This window comes from Candidatus Thorarchaeota archaeon, from assembly GCA_013388835.1.
Classification (GTDB): Archaea; Asgardarchaeota; Thorarchaeia; order Thorarchaeales; family Thorarchaeaceae; genus JACAEL01.
The window spans coordinates 91,099-109,929 of record JACAEL010000014.1 but is presented as its reverse complement, the minus strand read 5'-3'; the positions used below and the strand labels follow the sequence as shown (position 1 = coordinate 109,929).

At 53.4% G+C, this 18,831-nt stretch carries 14 protein-coding genes; 9 read left to right on the top strand and 5 right to left on the bottom strand.

Annotation, left to right across the window (positions count from 1 at the left end):
* Positions 1-143 precede the first annotated feature (143 nt).
* Positions 144-1,328, top strand: a complete 1,185-nt coding sequence (locus tag HXY34_02700) for a GTP-binding protein (GenBank protein ID NWF95028.1) — start codon at positions 144-146, stop codon at positions 1,326-1,328.
* A gap of 183 nt (positions 1,329-1,511) precedes the next feature.
* Here HXY34_02700 and HXY34_02695 read toward each other — a convergent pair whose 3' ends face one another.
* Positions 1,512-2,726 (bottom strand): NAD(P)/FAD-dependent oxidoreductase, encoded by a 1,215-nt coding sequence (locus HXY34_02695; protein NWF95027.1) that lies wholly within the window; start codon positions 2,724-2,726, stop codon positions 1,512-1,514.
* Positions 2,727-2,967: 241 nt separating this feature from the next.
* Here HXY34_02695 and HXY34_02690 point away from each other — a divergent pair, with 241 nt between their 5' ends.
* Complete coding sequence (locus HXY34_02690) at positions 2,968-3,189, top strand: hypothetical protein (GenBank protein ID NWF95026.1); 222 nt, start codon at positions 2,968-2,970, stop codon at positions 3,187-3,189.
* Positions 3,190-3,294: 105 nt separating this feature from the next.
* On the opposite strand, the gene HXY34_02685 is transcribed toward HXY34_02690, so the two are convergent.
* Together HXY34_02685 and HXY34_02680 are read right to left on the bottom strand one after the other, a co-directional pair.
* The gene (locus HXY34_02685; protein NWF95025.1) at positions 3,295-4,191 is read right to left on the bottom strand and encodes an MBL fold metallo-hydrolase; all 897 of its coding nucleotides are present in this window, start codon (positions 4,189-4,191) and stop codon (positions 3,295-3,297) included.
* A 298-nt stretch (positions 4,192-4,489) separates the two neighbouring features.
* Positions 4,490-5,458: a hypothetical protein gene (locus HXY34_02680; protein NWF95024.1), complete on the bottom strand. Its 969-nt coding sequence runs from the start codon at positions 5,456-5,458 to the stop codon at positions 4,490-4,492.
* 307 nt (positions 5,459-5,765) lie between these two features.
* Here HXY34_02680 and HXY34_02675 point away from each other — a divergent pair, with 307 nt between their 5' ends.
* On the top strand, positions 5,766-8,666 hold the full coding sequence (locus HXY34_02675) for a cation-translocating P-type ATPase (protein ID NWF95023.1): 2,901 nt from the start codon (positions 5,766-5,768) through the stop codon (positions 8,664-8,666).
* A gap of 188 nt (positions 8,667-8,854) precedes the next feature.
* Here HXY34_02675 and HXY34_02670 read toward each other — a convergent pair whose 3' ends face one another.
* Entirely contained in the window at positions 8,855-9,319 is a 465-nt protein-coding gene (locus HXY34_02670) for a PaaI family thioesterase (protein NWF95022.1), read from the bottom strand.
* A 330-nt stretch (positions 9,320-9,649) separates the two neighbouring features.
* On the opposite strand from HXY34_02670, the gene msrB reads away from it, so the two are divergent.
* The 3 genes from msrB (at position 9,650) to HXY34_02655 (ending at position 13,867) form a co-directional block, all read left to right on the top strand.
* Positions 9,650-10,078, top strand: coding sequence for a peptide-methionine (R)-S-oxide reductase MsrB (msrB, locus tag HXY34_02665; GenBank protein NWF95021.1), 429 nt, complete (start codon positions 9,650-9,652; stop codon positions 10,076-10,078).
* A gap of 316 nt (positions 10,079-10,394) precedes the next feature.
* Positions 10,395-11,237 (top strand): hypothetical protein, encoded by an 843-nt coding sequence (locus HXY34_02660; protein ID NWF95020.1) that lies wholly within the window; start codon positions 10,395-10,397, stop codon positions 11,235-11,237.
* 332 nt (positions 11,238-11,569) lie between these two features.
* The gene (locus HXY34_02655; GenBank protein ID NWF95019.1) at positions 11,570-13,867 is read left to right on the top strand and encodes a hypothetical protein; all 2,298 of its coding nucleotides are present in this window, start codon (positions 11,570-11,572) and stop codon (positions 13,865-13,867) included.
* A 47-nt stretch (positions 13,868-13,914) separates the two neighbouring features.
* Here HXY34_02655 and HXY34_02650 read toward each other — a convergent pair whose 3' ends face one another.
* Positions 13,915-14,130: a hypothetical protein gene (locus HXY34_02650; protein NWF95018.1), complete on the bottom strand. Its 216-nt coding sequence runs from the start codon at positions 14,128-14,130 to the stop codon at positions 13,915-13,917.
* Between the two features lie 553 nt (positions 14,131-14,683).
* Here HXY34_02650 and HXY34_02645 point away from each other — a divergent pair.
* From HXY34_02645 to HXY34_02635, 3 genes are all read left to right on the top strand, one after another.
* Positions 14,684-15,685 (top strand): aldo/keto reductase family protein, encoded by a 1,002-nt coding sequence (locus HXY34_02645; GenBank protein NWF95017.1) that lies wholly within the window; start codon positions 14,684-14,686, stop codon positions 15,683-15,685.
* A gap of 90 nt (positions 15,686-15,775) precedes the next feature.
* Positions 15,776-16,651, top strand: a complete 876-nt coding sequence (locus HXY34_02640) for a GNAT family N-acetyltransferase (protein ID NWF95016.1) — start codon at positions 15,776-15,778, stop codon at positions 16,649-16,651.
* 5 nt (positions 16,652-16,656) lie between these two features.
* Complete coding sequence (locus HXY34_02635; protein ID NWF95015.1) at positions 16,657-18,825, top strand: hypothetical protein; 2,169 nt, start codon at positions 16,657-16,659, stop codon at positions 18,823-18,825.
* Positions 18,826-18,831: the final 6 nt, after the last annotated feature.

Sequence of the window (18,831 nt, the reverse complement as noted above, 5' to 3'; positions counted from 1 at the left end):
CATCTCAGATGCAGCTGAACGGATATATAGGTGCGCGAGAAGACGTGTCATTCAATCAACTCCTTTCAGATAGCATTAGTAAGCAAAATAAGCAAAGGAGGACACGGGGTTAGTAGATACCCGGGATGGAGAGACTCGGCACAATGATGCGGTATCCACGCAGGCAGTTCAAGATATGTCTCATAGGAGACGGCTATGTGGGCAAGACAAGCGTCCGCCGCCAGTACCTGAGAGAGGGCTTCAAGACCAGCTACATCCCCACACTAGGCGTGGACTTCGCTCAAAAGACGGTGACGCTCGATGGGGAAACTACGAATCTGGTAATCTGGGACATTGCAGGTCAGCCTGCCTTCGAAGGTCTTCGCAGGAGGTATTACTTGGGCTGTAGCGGAATCATCCTCATCTACTCAGTGGTCGACCGGACATCGTTTGAGAATGCGTCCAAGTGGCTTGTGGAGGCCCACGGATACATGGGCAAGCTGCCTCCGCTGATAATCGCTGGCAACAAGGTCGACCTTCGGGAGTCGCATCGCGCTCAGGACACCGTTTCGACAGAAGAAGGCCGGTCCTTTGCAGAACTGTTCAGCGAGAGAATGAACACGCCCGTGTTCTTCATCGAGACGTCTGCAGTGACAGGACAGAATATTGATGATGCATTCATGGCGCTGACTCGAATGATGACCGAAATCATGGATAAGAAGTCCGCAGCTTCCGTCGCCGCGCGTGCGGCAGAGCAACCCACATTGGCCACTGCCAGCTCGTCGGAGAATCTGACGGAACAGAAGGAAGCGACCCCTGCAGTCGAAGAGGTCAGATCACCTTTCGCACCGGTCTCGACTACGTCCAGCAAGGGAAGAACCGTGAGCACAAGCGAAGTCGGAGACACAGTGCCATCGGCAACCCCTGTCATAGACCCAATCACAGCCCTGCCATCCGACTCGCCACTTCTGCAAGAGGAACGTGTCGCAGCGGCGATGAAGGAACTGTCCGCTCTTCGTGCCGAGCTCCAGAACAAGGAAGAGGAGATGGCAAAGGCACTCTCTGAACTGGACACCAGACTCCTCACTCTCAGAAACACCGTGTATGTCAAGCAAATCATGTATGACCACCTCAAGGCACAGCTGACTACCACTCGGCAGGAGTGGGCAGAGGCCTATGACGAGTATCTTCGGATTGACAAGCGTAGAAGCGAGGAGCTGACAAGGAGAAGCGACCAGATTCAAGAGATACGCAAAGGGATTGACAAGGTGAGTAAGACAATAATAAGGCGTATCAGCGAACTGGAACGAGGCGGTTCGTCAAACGGCCCGGTAACCACCGACACGTAGAGCATCATTCTATCGGAGAGTCAGGTCGAGCTACACTGATGACTTGGTACCTCTGCTGCCGTCCACTGTCAGGCAGGCTGGCAGAGTTGTACACAGAAGTCCTGTTCCTCGCGGGAAACTGTCCGGGTAACTGCTTCCGTACCCCATTCCCAGCCCACCTGCCGAGAGAACCACCAGAGCGCACTATCGCGTGAGTGAGAGAACATCCCTAGGTCTCGTCCTCAGCAACCTTAGAGTCATTTTGCGTTTGACGGTGCTCATCGGTAGCAGACCTCCTATGGAGGCCGCAAGAAGATACCTTGCATACTGGTCCTCATGGAAGAACCTGCAGAGTACGTCCATATTGCGGGCACTCTTGTAGAACATGTCTGCAAGTGATCTTGATACTGCCAAGTCCTTCAGGATAGTCTGTTTGCAGAGCGCTTCGTATTCGTGAAGAATGTGGGGGTTGCGGCTTCCACTTGCCCTGTTCAGTGCAGCCGCTGCCGCGATGCCCGACTCAATGGCATACGGGATTCCCTCCCCTGTGAATGCGTCAACGAAGCCTGCAGCGTCTCCGACAAGCAGAGCTCTTCCCTTGACGATGGTACTGCTCGGGCGCAGGGGGAATCTGGCTGAGGACTCGCTGAGTATGACCGGCTCTATCTCGTGCGCTTCACAGAACTTGGAGAACCACCTGTCGTAGACTGAGCGAACACTCCTCGCCTTGTCCTGTCGACAGCAGATTCCCATGCTTAGCGCAGTACGTTTGGGAAAACACCATGTGTAACCATAAGGCACAGCACCAAAAGACAGGAAGATGAGGTCCGCGTCATAACCACCCGGCTCACCACATATACTACGGACCTTCTCAGCACCGACCTCCACTTCCATCTCGATGGCTACACAGGCACTCTCACCGGGCCATCCTGAGTAGAAGCCCAGCTGCCTTGCGACAGTACTGTTGATACCATCTGCACCGACAACGAAGGAAGCAGTGATGGTCTCCCCAGCCTCGGTGACCACTGTTACCTCCTGAGCCGTCTCCGCAATGTCGAGGGCGGCAGTCCCTTGCCTCACCTCGGCCCCACTCTCCTCGGCCTTCTTGAGGAGTAGCGTATCGAACTCCTCGCGCATTACCGTGTATCCCGGTTTGGAACGGTCCTCAGGGACACAGTCAATCCGGAGCCCCTGAGGGGAAGTCACCGAGAGGCCACTTATCTTCCTGTGCACCGTGTCACCAATCTCGAAGTCGAGCAGATCCCGGACACGACCACGTATGGCACCTGCACAGGGCTTGGACCTTGGGAAGACCGCCTTATCAAGAAGAAGCACTCTCAGACCGGCTGTTGCAGTCCTCCTGGCCGCTGTCGAACCAGCTGGTCCGCCACCAACAATCAGAACATCATAATCGGTCATGCTTTCAGCCTCTGTATGCGATGAATGCCACTCCTGTTAAGCTATCTGCCGACGCTGGACCGGCATGTGTTCTGACCTGATGAAGAGGCTGCAGGCTTTGCACTTCGACGTCTTCAGCGAGACTGCTTGTTCCGTTCAGCGTCTATCGTCCAAGGATAGGTGGTCGCACCTCTGAAGACACTCTGACACTTCCGAATAGGTGAAATAGCCCGTTGCATTCCTTACTGATGGTGAAAACTCAATGGGAAAAGCAATCGCCCTACTCGGTCTCATCCTAATCATACTCGCACTCCTGCCAATCTGGTCAGCATACATAACTGCATATGTCGACCTATCATCTGTGGTTGCGTATTTCGACCAGAACATCTACGCGGTTATGCTTGGGAACTACAGATTCACGGAGGTAATGCTGGCCTTGACAGGCCTGGGCATAATACTCCTGTTGGTAGGCATAATCAAGTAGTCGGCTGCCGAGCTCGGCCGGCAGACTGTTGTGGCCGAGTCCCCATTCATGAACAACGCGACTGAGAATCAGTCAGCTTTTGATTGCAGTGCGGCCTTTGCATTCTCAGACCGCCTCTGATACGAATTCTATGACAGAGCCTGTGCCCACATCTCTGAAACAGTCCCCAAGCGAGCCCATCAGTACCGCTCTGCCTCTAAACCCAGTGCAGTGACATGGTGCAAGGACTGACAGATGGCATGTCCGCAAGTAATCCACAGTCCTCTCCAGACGCAGCTTGGAAGCATCATGCAGGTGAAGTCCGCCAACGACTGCACTGAACTCGGATGACCTCGACACTCTCTCGAGATGGTTCAATGTGTTGACAATGCCTGCGTGACAGCAACCGGTCAACACTACCATACGACCATCGCCCATGGCAAAATAGACAGAGAGGTCGTCGGCAAGTGTGTCGGGTCTCTCACCATCAGCGGACACCTTCACAATCCTTGTGAGCCGCCCTTCAATGGTCTCAAACTCGTTCTCTCGAGGCACTTCGCCTGTTGTCATAATCCCGTCACTTACTTGATACTGCCGAGTAGTAGTCACTACGTGGGCCATGGACTCGAGCTCACGCCTCGTAAAGTAGCCCTGAGAACCAACATCAGTTCGCTCACCGTCATCGTCGACATGCACTTTTGGCAGTAAGGCATCTGGGTGGCAGACAACAGGCGGCTTCATTCCTGACATGCCCAAGACGTGAATCAGTCCACCAACATGATCCCAGTGCCCGTGACTCAACACAATTGCATCCACAGTTCTTAGGTCCTCATCGAGTTCCGCAAGGTTGTGCTGAAGAGCTAGTGTAGGACCTCCAGTATCGAACAAGAGTCGGAATCTGGAGCGGTCGGCATAAGTGACAGTGACAAGGGCTGAGAAACCAGCCTCTCCGAGTAGACCGCGGAATTGAACACTGTTGTCCACGAGAATGATGACTCTAAGCTCTTGAATGGATAGCGTCATGGTGCATCGCTCAGCGTCGGGCGAACGAAACACTGCGAGAACTTAAGCACATCTGCAAGCGGTTCGTGAGGCTCAGTCTGAGATTCCCGACTCCTCACTCCTTTGGTGAACTGTGAGAGTCCCGAGATTCTCCAGCTGGTTGCAACTACCGAACTGACAGTCGAATCCAGCGCATCTTCAGCTGAGCATATCCCACTGGTGTTGCGGCACATGATTCGTAGTGGGCGAGTACACTTGCGACAGTAGACTGATGAAGCTGTGAGACCGCCTGTGCTCTGCACAAGCAATATGCAGACCATTAAGGAGAAGCCACTGCCAGTAGAGAACTGACAGACACAAAGACGAGCATGAGTAGCACAAGGACGAAACCAGTCTTCTTACTCACGACACCTCTCGAGAGGACCATCGTGGTCACTGCCATCGCTATCGCCAGGACAAGGGCTGCAGTGGTCATCATGGCATTGAAGGCGACACTACCGGCAATAACACTGCAGACACCATATACCAGCGCTAGGTTCCAAAGTATCTTGCCCACCTGAGCGCTCATTCCCAGCTCAGTATGCCCCCTGCGTACTGAACTGACTGTGAGCCACATCTCTTCCGCGTTGGTAGCAAAGGCTGTGACGACAAGCCCCAGATAACTCTCACTGAGACCGGTCTCCACTATGATCCATCCGGCACTAGTGACGAGTATATCTGCACTGACAAGCAGTAGAACAAGTCCCACTAGCAGACGTATAATACTACGGGCGCGGAGTCTTGGTCTGGCTGTAAGAGATGGCACATCATTCGAAGCCGTCGTGACGATGGCCTCTTTGTACATACTCTGAAGACGCCTCGTCTGTATCAGGTAGACGAGAAACACTGCCAAGCACGTCATTCCGAGAAGCCAGAGTACACTGGGAAACACCATGGAGATGACCACTAACGCGCCGCATACGGAGAACACCATGGGATAGAATGAAGGCATCGGCTCTGTGCGGACAGTCATGAACAAAGCAGGCAGCCCGATGGCAATCCCCAGTGCAATTACGGTGTTGCCAATCAGGTTGCCAAGTGATAGATATGGGAGCCCAGCCACCACTGCAACAAGCGACACCATGGACTCTTCGATGTCAACTCCTAGCACTAGAAGACCAAGTACCACTGGTGACACACTGAATGTCCTGCTTGACTCTATCAGCGAGTTGATTACTGCATCGGCTAGAATGCATATCGCTACGTAGGACGCGATGAAGACCACAATAGACAGGAGAAGGCCAGTCAATGCGTAATCCAGCCCTAGCTCTGCTCGTCCGCTTTAAACATGCTGGCAGTGAGTATACATGCGAGGTACTATGGCGGCCTTCGACCTGTTTCTGAGGGGCTCCATCTATACCAATCCATCGATGGTCTTGACTGTACCTTGGTCAGACGGACCAATATGGTGACCTCGACCTTCTTAATACCAAGACCACCTGATAGGGGTTTCCCGAGAAACACTCCCTCAGACTCGAGTCGTCATAGACATCAGTCAGTTAGGACCTCTTCGGGCTGACGTCACAGACATCCAGAGAACGGCAAGACAGGGCCATTTGAATAGGTTCAATAGGGCATTGACTGGAAGCGCGAGCTTGGTCGCGTTGTCGTCAGAGAGTTGGCACTCATATACACAGGACGAGCTGTTCAGGAGGCTTGGAACTACAGAGGACGGCCTGACGGACGATGAGGCTCGAGAGCGGCTCTCTCAATTTGGACCAAATCGAATTGAGGAGGCAAAACGAAGAGGACCGCTGCGAATGTTCCTCGAGCAATTCACAAACCCGATGGTGGTGATCCTGCTCATCGCTGTGGCGGTCTCCCTAGTCATCTTCTCTATACACGGCTCGCACGAAGAAGAGGCGCCAATAGACGCAATTGTGATCCTTGCAATCCTGATGCTCAACGCCGTATTCGGATTCGTCCAAGAGTACAAGTCAGAGAAGGCCCTAGAGAGCCTCAAAGAGCTTGCAGCACCCAGAGCACGCGTGAGGAGAAACGGCCGGTGGCAGGAGGTGGACTCTGCCGATATAGTCCCGGGAGACTTGGTGGCGTTCGAGTCTGGTGACAGGATTCCCGCGGATGCACGACTCATATCGGCAGTGGGCCTATCAGTGGACGAGTCTGCATTCACTGGCGAGTCCGTCCCGGTCGGTAAGTCGACCGAACCCATCCCGACCGAGCGACCACCACTGGGAGACATGGTGAACATGGTCTTTCAGAGCACCATTGTCACCTCTGGAAAAGGGACCGCACTTGTGACAACCACAGGTATGAGTACCGAGTTCGGCAGGATAGCCACCCTCGTGCAAGAGACCAAGAAAGAGATGACACCTCTGCAGCACGACTTGGCGGACTTGGGCAGGAGGCTGGGAATCCTCGTAGTCTGCTTGAGCGTCCTCATCTTCTTCACGGAAGTGTTCATCATTGTATATCAGGACTGGACCGAGTCACTGTTTGTGGCTGTCGCACTAGCAGTTGCTGCGGTCCCAGAAGGTCTGCCGGCTGTGGTGACTGTCACTCTGGCCATAGGAGTGCAGCGGATGGTGAAGAAGAATGCAGTTGTCAGAAGACTCCCATCTGTCGAAACACTGGGCTCAGTCACCATCATCTGCTCGGACAAGACAGGGACAATCACAAAGAACGAGATGACCGTGCGGCAGGTCTATGTGAACAGGACCATGTATGCCGTGACTGGAAGTGGCTACAACAACGCAGGCGCGTTCTACCTCACACAGGAACAGCACGAGTGTGAAGCAATCACGAGTGGAGAGAGGGTCAGCTCACCCAGTGAGGACCCGCATCTCGCCAGACTTTTCGAGATATGTCAGCTCTGCAACAATGCAGTCCTAGAGCCTGACAGCTCGGTGCAGGGTGCTTGGAAGTTGGTTGGAGACCCGACAGAAGGAGCACTCCTTGTGCTTGCAGAAAAGGGTGGACTTGCTCGCGCATCAGCGATTGGAAAGCACGAACAGGTCACCGAGATTGAATTCACTTCTGAACGGAAGAGAATGACCAGCATAGTCAGAACGAATACAGGGGTCATGCTCGCACTGACAAAGGGAGCCCCTGAAGCTCTGATTCCATACTCAGACCGGATTCTCGAAGCAGGCATCGAACGGCCCATGAATGCGGCCGACAAGGAGAGGCTCATGGCTGTCAGTAACGGCATGGCAGCCTGTGCCATGCGCGTGTTAGGATTTGCATACAGGAGACTGGATGATTACTCCTCTTCCATGTCGCCAGAGGAAGTCGAACGAGAACTGGTCTTCGTTGGACTGGTCGGAATGATGGATCCCCCACGCGACGAGGTCTACGAAGCGGTAAGGAAGTGTCGCCGAGCAGGCATCAGACCGATCATGATAACGGGGGACCATGAACTCACAGCCCAAGCCATAGCCGGACGGGTTGGTCTTGCCGATGACAATGCCTCAGTCATAGGAGGCTCACGAATCCAGTCAATGACTGATGAGGCTCTGAAGGAGGCGGTCCATAGCACTAGCGTGTTTGCAAGAGTGGCTCCGGAGCACAAGCTGAGGATTGTAGGGGCTCTGAAGGCCCGAGGCCATGTGGTGGCCATGACGGGCGATGGTGTCAACGACGCTCCAGCCATCAAGAGCGCAGATGTGGGCGTCGCGATGGGAATCAGAGGGGCTGATGTCACGAAGGAGTCGTCGGACCTGGTACTCCTTGATGACAACTTCGCCACCATTGTCGCAGCGATAGAAACCGGTCGTGAAGTGTATGCCAATATTCGGAAGTTCGTGCGTTTCCTACTCTCGACCAACACTGGCGAGGTAGTCTTCGTGTTCGCAATGATAATCCTAGGACTTCCAATACCGCTTCTGCCCGTACAGATACTCTGGATCAATCTCGTCACCGACGGCCTGCCGGCCCTCGCCCTCGGTGTTGACCCACCGGAGAGAGGGATTATGGACAGGCCGCCGAGAAGACCCGGGCAGCGCATACTCGACGCGGGAATGGTGAAACTGATTGCACTTGGAGGATTCCTTGGTGCACTCATTACGGCCGCCATCTTCCTCGGAAGCATCTGGTCACAGGTAGGCTATGTGCCCGGAATCACTGGACCTGCCATGGACTGGAGCCTTGCGGCATCACAGCCTGTGGTGGAGAGAGCAAGAACAAACGCCTTCATAGCCCTAGTGATATACCAGCTGGCATTCATCTGGAATTGCCGGGACGAATACAATCCGGTCTGGAAGACGCACATTCGAGGCTCCAAGCACCTGATTGCAGCAGTCCTGTTCTCGCTGTCTCTGTCAGTTTCAGTCGTCGTCTTTCCACCCCTGCAGTTCGCACTTGGAACGGTTGCGCTGAGTGCCATGGAGTGGCTTGCAATTGCGGCTCTGACATCACTTGGTCTGCTAGTCCCCGCATACAAGGTCTTTGGTCATCACAGAGGAGGGACTGGCGTAGAACAGAGCGACACCGATTGAACACGACGAAAGCACCAAGACAATAGAGTGGACGCTTGACGTCGCTGGTACAAGCCAGACGAAAGGAGTCGCCTTCGCACACCAACATGGTCTGCAGATGGTAGTTCACTACAGGAAAGGCGCTGCCTTCGGAACGAGATGAAACGGGTGTCACGTGTATTCGGCAATGAGAGCATAGGGCCACCGCGTCAGGAGCCCAAGAACTTCTCTGCATCGACGCAGACAGTCCTGACCTCGCCTACAGCGCATAGAAGACTACCGGAATAGAGCTCACAGTCAACCACAGTGCGCCTTCCGTCCTTCTCTCGGATTCGTGCTCTCAGAGTGACTGGAGCGTCCATCGGTGTGGGGCGGAGATACTTCACAGAGAGGGACGACGTGACGTGGATCAATTGACTCGGATGGCCACCAGCCTCCCTATGTGCTGCCGCGTTGGCTGTGCCAGTCCCGTGACAGTCTATGAGTGTGGCTATTATGCCGCCATTCAGGACACCAGGGAAAGCGAGGTGATAGTCCTGAGGATGCCATGTGGCAACTGTCTCGTCCGCGTCCCAGTAGCTCTTGAGCTGCAGACCATGACGGTTGTTCTTTCCGCAGCCCCAGCAGAAGGTTGCGGATTCTGGCCAAAACTCCTGTATCGGTATGCCTGCCATGTCTTGGGGGACTGGAGAGTCATTCAAAAGAGTAACGCTACTCTCGGCATCAGCAAGTCCACAGACGCAGTCAGTAGAGGATCTGTATGTGTGGACGCGGAAACAATGCAACCGAAGTACTCCGACACTTCAACGGACATCCACAACGGGCCCCAATGCTGCTAACGAAGTGTGACAACACTTCTGCGTCAGACGCTGTTCAATTGGAAATGAGCTGTTGGAAATCACTCGTAAGCAGCCTCCTCTGGACACACAGCCATACCACTAAGGTCTTGAGGGGTGTTTACTATGGTGAATCAGTCAAGTTCTGCACGAGGTGCTGTTTTAGTAATGGATACAATAGAAAGGTCGGAGGAAGAATGGAAGCTTGTTCTGACAGCTGATCAGTATCGAGTACTCCGACAGAAGGCAACCGAACGACCTTTTACAGGCGAGTACGTCCATCACAAAGGCAATGGCGTCTATGTGTGCGCAGGATGCGGAAATGAGCTCTTCCGGTCTGAAACCAAGTTCTATTCTGGGTCCGGTTGGCCGAGTTTCTGGGATAAGATCTCCGAGGACAGTATTATCACAAGAGTCGACAATAGTCATGGAATGAAACGCATCGAGGTGCTCTGTAGGAGATGTGGAGGACACCTGGGACATCTCTTTGACGATGGACCGGGGCCTACAGGACTCAGATATTGCATCAACTCGGTGGCCCTGCAGTTCAGGGACCAGACAAGAGACAGAGGGCAACCTGAGGGACAGGACGTGTGAAGTTCACGGTGCCGATGGTCGCAGAATTCATTCCGCAGGCATTCCGTTGCAGTCATCTCGCAACGCATATTCCTGCACTGCCAGATCAATCCACCGTCATGAGCAGCACCGCGAGGCTATTGTGTGAGTGGAGTGATCATACTCGCCTTCACAATTGTTGTGTCTAGATTTGGATTGTACACACATTCTTAGAACCAGTAGACGGTCTTCGTGTTTCGTCGAATAACATTTGCAAGAATCCAGAAGTCATTTATCTTGGTTCAGCAACCGTAGTAGCACTCAAACTAAGGCCGCAAGGCCCATAGAGGAGTAAGATATGAGTAGTGAAATGAACTTCAAGACGCTCATCCTGTACCTCTCAGCGATGGCGTTGGTGCTGTTCTTCCTCATCTACATGCCCTACACATATATGTCTCCCTTGGTGGACGATTGGGGTGCACTTCACCTATGGATATACTACTTCACACTGGTCCTAGGTGTTCTGTTCCCGCTATTCTACGGCATTGGCGAAGAGGACACGGCATGGTACTGCTTGGGACTTGCAATTATCCTCAACTCAGTGGTATGGATGCTGACAACATCGCCCTTGTCTAATGCAATGATGTCCGCCCTCATGACACTCATAGTTGGTGTCCTGTTCTTCATCACTCCATTCCTGATGAAGAAGAAGGAAGCGCAGAAGGACATGATCAAGAGCCTGATGCACATCCTCAAGGGACTGTTCATTATTCTTGCAACAGCATTCTATGCCAACTGGGTCTTGGACGACTTCATCGGAACCATCAGTTACAACCATGTGATGCCGCAGTTCATCTATATTGGAGGAGGCCTGATGGTTGTATTCGGCTTCATACTCCTAGTCTACGGTGCATTGAACATCCTCAAGACGATGATGAGCGGCAAGGCGGGCGAACTCTTCGGCAAGCTATCTAAGGTATTCTACATCTTGATGGTGATAGTATTCCTGCTAGGAATCACCTTCAACGTTATGGTCCACCCAGGCTCGACCACAGGGATACCACCATGGCAATCCGCAACGTATGCGACCTCGATAGGATTCTTCGCCGATGTGGGCGCTCTGACTGCTGGGAGTCTGGTTGCGTTCCTGTTGCTCGTCCTCTACATCTATGGCATGAATAAGATTGTAGAGAAGCAGTAAGTCTTCTACCGGAAAGGGGTGCAACCCCTTTCCCTTCTCTTTCTTCCTCTATCATTTGTGGTTCCTCTGAAGTCAGATGGGCAGCTCACATGCGGGAACAACGTACATAAGCAAACGGGCATCAGGACTCATCCGAATGGTGTTCTGGCGGGAGTGTCCTCGCGTCGAAGACAGAACTCTGCACACACATCGGGCGGGAGACCAGTACTGTCGAGACCACGCATCACCAAGGACTGACCAGCGTGATAGATTGGTCAAGTGGAATGTCGTACGAACAACCTTTTTCTCAGAAGTCTGTGTGGTAATTGCGAAGGACGAGGATGTGTTGCAGTATGCAGGCGCTGGTAAGAACCGCTATCGGTACGGCATTGGTTTCACTCGCAGTCTATCTGCTATACGCAAGCAGTCCACCCACTGGAACATACGGGTCTTCGCAGGCGATAAGCTCCGCACTCTGTGTCATGGCGATTGTTGCTGCAGCCTGCACCGTGGGCGAAGCCAGAACAAGCGCCTCAGCGTCGTACCGGTTCCTGTTCGCTTGCACGGTCTTTGCAGCACTCGTCCATCTATCCCTTGCAGTCCTCAGCATCACTGGAACTGGACCAGTACTGTACGCCAATGAAAAGGGCAAGCTACCCGTGCTGACACAGCTGACACTCATGAGCCTGACTCTGTTCGCTGCTGCCAAGACTGGGGCGAACGTCTCCACGGAGGTATCACTCAGGACGCGGCAGCCTATGCAAAACAGTATCGTTCTCGCAATGCTACTCATCTGGTGTGGAAGTATGCTGACTGCAGTTCTCATGCCAGTTGAAGCGCTCATCACTTCGGCCGTGTTGATTGCTGGTCTAGCAGGAATCGTGTTATCACTGGCAACTGTGGGAGTGTTCCTGTCAGGGGGTGGTCCGAGAGAAGACTACAATGTCCGGATGGCGCTTGCATCTGCGTTCATGGTAGTCTCTCTGATATCCTCCTTGCTAGTAGACAACTCACACTCTGAACTGTGGGTTCTGGTAGTGGGGTCTGAGGGTGCGGCGCTTGCGTACATGGGAATCGCCTCTGGAAACCGGTTCCTCAGATACGTTGGCGTGAATGAACGCATAGCCTACATCTCCGTCATGATGTTTGTCTTGTTCACGCCCGTTGCATTCATCAGCGCTCATCTGGTTGAGGAGTTCTTTGCTCTGGAGAGCTACTACAGCCCTGCTGCAACCATACTCATCCACTTAGGCGCAGGTCTGAGTTGTATCGCTGTTGGGACCGTCTTGTATTCAAGGTCTAAGAGCGTAGTGGCTTGGTATCGCGCTCCAGTGCTGTTCATGATCCTGTCATGGGGGGTGATTGAGTTCAGCATTGTGGTCCTGAGGTTTCTGCCTCTTCCTGATGGAGTGACCGAGTCAGTTGTACCATATCTGATTGGAGGCATTGTGGCAAACGCATCGCTTGTGTTCGCCATACGCAGGATTCTGAGACCCCTGACAGACGAAAGGCTGGCAACGGTCTATAGATACTTCAGGCCAGGCTTCGTGGCGGTAGTACTGATGCTAATAGCGGGCGAACTGATTCAGCGCCAACTGTTCGCAGCCATGCCGGGATTCCACACAAGTCCCCTGGGAGGAGTACTGCTGACAATCATGAGCAGCATTGGGGGCTTTTCTCTTGCAGGCTTCCTAATGCTGATGGCTGCGGAGTCAGGTGGCAAGATCACAGTTGAGGGGCTGGCAGTAAGCTCCCAGTCACTATGGTTGGTGTCGCTGCTACTGAGGGCCAACTTCTCAGACTGGACTTCGGGATGGTGGGCAGCAGAAGGACTTCTCGCCACTGTCGCAACGGCAACTCCAATCGTATTGACGTGGTTGTACCTGGGCAGTTCAAGAGAGACACAGGAGCTGAAGAGCCGTGCGGAACTCTATTCCGAACTGACACGGGGAGAGATCATGCGACACCACAGGACAGCGGTGGAAGTCTTGCACACTCTGAGCATAGACACCAACACTGATGAGTCCAGACTGAACGGCATAGCTTCAGCTCTGACAAGCATCTCGCGAGCACATGACGTTGCACGGCTGCTTGTTGGGATGCAGGGAGTAGATGCATTCGGACTGGACCAGCTCGACAGTGTGGACCTTGCAGACAGTCTCACAGAGGCAAGAGCCATGCTGAAACAGGTCGCTCCGGATGCACAGCTGGAGATTGATATCAAGACCGAGAGAGAGAGCTGTCTTGTTCTAGCAAATGAACTGCTCTCGTATCTAGTCCTCAATATGCTGAAGGGGATAGTGAGAGTGTTCGGAAAGGACACTCGGGCGTCTGTACGAACTGACCGCTCCAAGATTGACGAGAAACAGATGGTGGATTTGAGAATTCAGATTCGCGTTGTCAGCGGGAATGCGGTTCGCCAGAGAGATCTACTTAGACGTTATCTAGAGGGGGGGCACACTCAGAGCCCAGAGTTCTTTGTTGCAAGACAGCTGACTCATCTCTTCCATGGGACCACGACAGTCGGTCTTCTGAGAGGGGAGAAGGACAACACAATCGAATTGACACTGTCATTGCCAGTGGTGTCACAGAGCAGCAGTGGTAGCACTGAAGTCGAGGATGGAACAGTGGAGAAACAAGAGGAGCCCTAGACGGTAGAACGTGTTGAGAACAACAACACCTGAACCAAGTACCTGTCTCAGGATGGCTGGTACTCAGCTGAGTCCATCCCTTCACGGTCGCCACAGCTGGCGGCGGAGTTTGCCAATGAAGAGAACGCGGCCCTCTGTTGCCAGTAGGGATGGTCTGCTGCCTTATCCCTAACAAGTGTATAGTAGTCGCGCAGCGCTGTTGCCAGCCACTGAGCGCCATTGACAAGACTGGCCCATGAATCCAGCAGTCTGTCCTTATCCAAGGCTATCAGAGTGATATCGAATCTGTGGCGGCCATATGTCGGTAGCCAGCCGGTCATGTCGGCAATTGTGAAGAGATGCGCCTCCTCACCCGGGTAGGCCCCTCTCTCAAACAGAACACAGGGAGGGCGGTCCTAGTCGTGACCAGTCCCTGTGGTCATGTGCTCCACATTGAAGCCAAGCCGAAACAGTCTTGCAGTTATCTTGGACACTGTGTCAGGCATACTGTGCTATCTCCTTTGGTCAGTTTGCAACACGATACGAAGAGAGAACAAAAGAGAGAACAACCTAGCGGTCGGTCATCATGCAGGGATGAGGTCAGTGTAAGATGAGTGGAATCAACTACTTACAGCATTGAAGTCCACTTTGCAGATGGCACAGCCTGAAGGTTACCTCGCTCAGGATGGTCCGATTTCAAGTCCATGGCCGTACTATCGGTACTGCTCGAATTGAGAGAAGGAATGCCTTGTGAAGCAGTCACCGTAGTGTTGAATCAGCAGTGTACTCGACCAGCACTTATATATAGTTAAGACATGAGTATTGAACGGTGGACAAATGAAATACAGAAGAGTAGGAAGAAGTGGACTGAAGATAAGCGAGATAGCTCTTGGCTCATGGCTGACATACGGTGGGACAGTAGAGGACGGAAGAGCAAAGGAATGTATGTCCGCAGCCATCGAGCATGGCATAAACTTCATTGACACTGCGGAGATCTATGCCAAGGGAAGAGCAGAGGAAGTAATAGGGCAGTTCTTACGCGAGGAGAGCATTGACCGGAGCAGAATTGTGGTTTCAAGCAAGCTGTTCTGGCCGATGACTGATGACATCAATCATTGGGGACTCAGCAGAAAGAACATCATGCGCGCGATTGATGGAAGCCTCGAAAGGCTCGGGCTGGACTACCTCGACATCTACTTCATGCACAGGTTTGACCATACCACCCCACTTGAGGAGACAGTGCTGGCAATCGACGACTTGATACACGAGGGACGAGTCCTGCACTGGGGAACGTCAACTTGGACTGCAGCTCAGCTGGAGAGAGTGAGTGCGGTTGCACGCGAAGTGGGAGCACACAGACCGATAGTCGAGCAACCAATGTACAACATGCTTGGCCGGTACATTGAACTGGAGATCATTCCCGTCGCCTCTCGACTCGGAATGGGCTTCACTGTATGGAGTCCGCTTGCTCAGGGACTTCTCACAGGGAAGTACAATCAGGGAATACCGGAAGAGAGCAGGGGCAGCCGGTCAGAGTCTATCAAGAGGCAGCTCACACCCGAGATGATAGAGAAGCTGAAGAGACTGGGCGAACTGGCCTCGACACTTGACATCACTACTGGACAACTCGCACTCGCGTGGATACTGAGAAGGCCCGAGATATCGGCAGCCATAGTAGGAGCGACTAGGCCTGAACATGTCGCCGAGAATGCCGCCGCATCGGATGTCAGACTGAGCCCGGACGTGCTTGACCAGATAGAGTCAATCCTTGGAAACGCGCCTCAGTGGCCTGCGACGTACGAGCCCAACGTGTTTTACGAGGACAGAATGGGAGCATAGTGTCATACGACCGGCCGCCTCGACATGTAGGACTCCGGAGGCAATCGTTATTATGTGGTCCTCCGGAGTGAGGCCCTGAGGACGTTTTAGATGGTCGATCAGCTGGTAGTCAGGCCTCCAGAGGCCAGTGAGCGAGACGAGTTCTTCCAAGTATACTGTACGGGTCTGCCCGGCGTCGACGAGGTCTCTCACGATAGATTCTCGAAATGGTGGGAAGAGGCAATTGCAAGTGGCAACATGGAGAGGCTCTGGCGTGTCATGGTCATAAAACAAGAGATAGTTGCGGTGGTAATCAATGTCGTCAATCAATCGCTCAACTGGGGACTGATCTGGGAGCTGGCTGTCGTGCCCGAGCTCAGGTCTAGAGGCATAGGAAGAAGACTTGTCGCGGAGTCAGAGCGACTGCTTCTGAAAGACACGCCAAGAATCACGCACCTCGCACTAGGTGTAAAGACACACAATACTAGGGCCGCAAAGCTCTACGAGGAACTGGGCTATGGAGTCCGCTCGCTTGTCATTAACCTCAGGGGGAGGAGTTGGAAACCGCACGAGAGACGTGTGGTCGACATACGGCCTGCAAATCGTGCCCAGATAGATGGTCTTGCGCGCCTCCAACCAGATGCTTACTGGAACCATCGCAGCATTGAGATGTGGTCGAAGGCCATTCGTGATGAGAGCATCATGGTGGTGGGCGAGAATCAGGAAGTGATTGGCTTCGCATCCTTCATTCTCAGCAGTGATGAGACAACGACCGAGATTCAGTTTCACATCCTCAGCGGGCGGGAAGAACTGGTCCTAGATGCGTTTGCTGACCAAATCAAGACAGAGAACATGGAGTTCTGGGTCCAGGACAATCACCAAGGAGTACTCGACTATCTCTATCACAGAGGCTTCAGGCGTGTGGACTCCGAGTACCTGATGATGAAGCGAGCGCGAACATCGCAGGGGTGCGGGAGCGTGAAGTAGCAGAGATGCCCTTCAGTAACTTCTTGAGCGTGATTCGGCCCATACTCAACCTCTATGACGACTGCAAGTACGAGGACGCCTCAATCTTGGCCAAGAGAGAGATGGGCAGGTGTCTGGATGAGACCCTGAGAGTAATTCTCGAGGCGCTTCGTATGCACCTTGAGGGATACTCGAGATGGGAGTCGTCATACGATTATGCCGCGGCACGGAGCATGCTGAGACAGGCGGACATACTCATTGAACAGAACATGAGCATCTGTCCAGAACTGGAGCTCAGGGCTCTGAACTCGATGAGAGCATTGAACGGAGTGCTGGTTGCAGCAATAGACCTTGAGAATGCACTGATATCCAACGACTCCAAGTCCATGACGGAGATTGCGACGAGACTTCAGGCACATGCCTATGAGGGACTAGGACATATCGAGGGATTGGGAGGTGACGAGGAGTCCTTTGTTGGCTGGATTGCAGGACATCTCAAGAGCTGGGGGCAATATGGAGCAGGCGTTGCCGCGTACGCTCGAGCGATGAGCGCCTTCCGAACCGAGGAGTTCCTCAGCATCTGCAAGGAGTCAGAGAAGACCATACTGGAGGCAATGGCGTTTCTGGAGAACGAAGACGACGAGGACGCCTATACTGAACTCGCATCATACTACGAGTTCATGAAGTACCATATCCGGCTTGCGAAGGATCATCCTGAGTACCTCATACTCAAGGGGAACGAGCTCAGATGGCTGTACAGCTTTTGGATTGACAGAGAGAGCCTCAACAGGATATGCGATGCGCTTCTTGAAGACAGCAGTGAATTCACGTCTGCGCTGGCAGCAAAAGGCATTACGGTGGAGACGATTGACGAGGACACGGTCTCAGACCTCTTTGAAACAGTCCTTGGAGCAGACGGGATGAAGAACTTGGTAATCTCACTGCGGCCGGTCAAGCTCGTCTTTCGGGGGAATGAGATTGAGTTGGGGCTTACCGTGCGCCTCTACAGGTATGGCATAGGAACCGTGTGCCTCACAACTGACGAGGAGGAACTCACGGTCTCGGACCTGAGAGTGTACCTGTCGTTCAGTGGTCCACACTCCGCCGAGTATCAAATCGAGTGGGAGAGCAGGTCATATTGCTATCTACACACATTGGCAGAGAATCTGGTGACGACTCTAGGCGAGACGTTTCATAACATGGAGCCCGAGGGGACCATCCGCTTCATGTCGCACCTCAACTGGAATGCCTACGTGCTGGTGCGGCGAGGACTCTGGTCAAGAGGAGGTAAGGAAGAGCGTCAGCTCAGTCTGAGCGAGGCGCAGTTGTTTCCTGACTATGTGGGTCTCTATGTGGGACAGATGGAGGCCAGAGCAGCACTTGATGACTGGGTCCTGCGCGAACCTGCTGTGCCCCGAAACCTCGCTCCAATCCGCTCGCATGTCACGGACCTTCTTGTGACAACAGAGAATCATGGAGTGATGGCCTTTCCGGATGATCCGAGGTGGATTGTCATCCAGTACCAAGAGTCTCTCGAGACCGGCGTCCGCCTCAGGTGTCTCATTTCCACGCTCATCCAAGTTGCAGGCGACATACTCACATCGTTCATCGACGACACATCAGACCTTGCCAAAGAACTCGACACACTGGACCTTGATATTGCTGAGAGGAGAATCACCGAGACGCGAAGAAGCCTTTTGCCGGTCATCCACTTTGAAACACTGGCACACATGAACATTGAGCTTATTCGTGGTACACTGACATCCAACTACAGAGACCATGCTGAGCTACTGCGCGCAATCATGGACGACCTGAACGTAGACAGGCTTGTAAACTACCTTGAGAGGAGACTGGGAATCCTATCACACCATGAGACCCTCTTCTCAGATATCGCTGCAAGCGTGGTCGAGCGCCGTACAAAGGAGAAGGAGAGATGGGACGCCATGCTTGACAGCAGACGGACTCATGCCATGGAGTTCGTGGAGATCTTCATCTCTGTCCTTGCAATAGGTGAAGTCGTCGGCTTTGTATTCAATGCCATCCGGGCGTTTGGCATTGAGATTGACCCGGTCGTCGAGAGCCTGTCATACTTCGCGGGAATGGGCGTGATGCTCACCATCATCTTCTTGATTCGCAGACTGGGTCGAGCTGAAGGTGGACGAGACCAGCCCAGTTCACTGGGACTTGACACTTGAGAGACC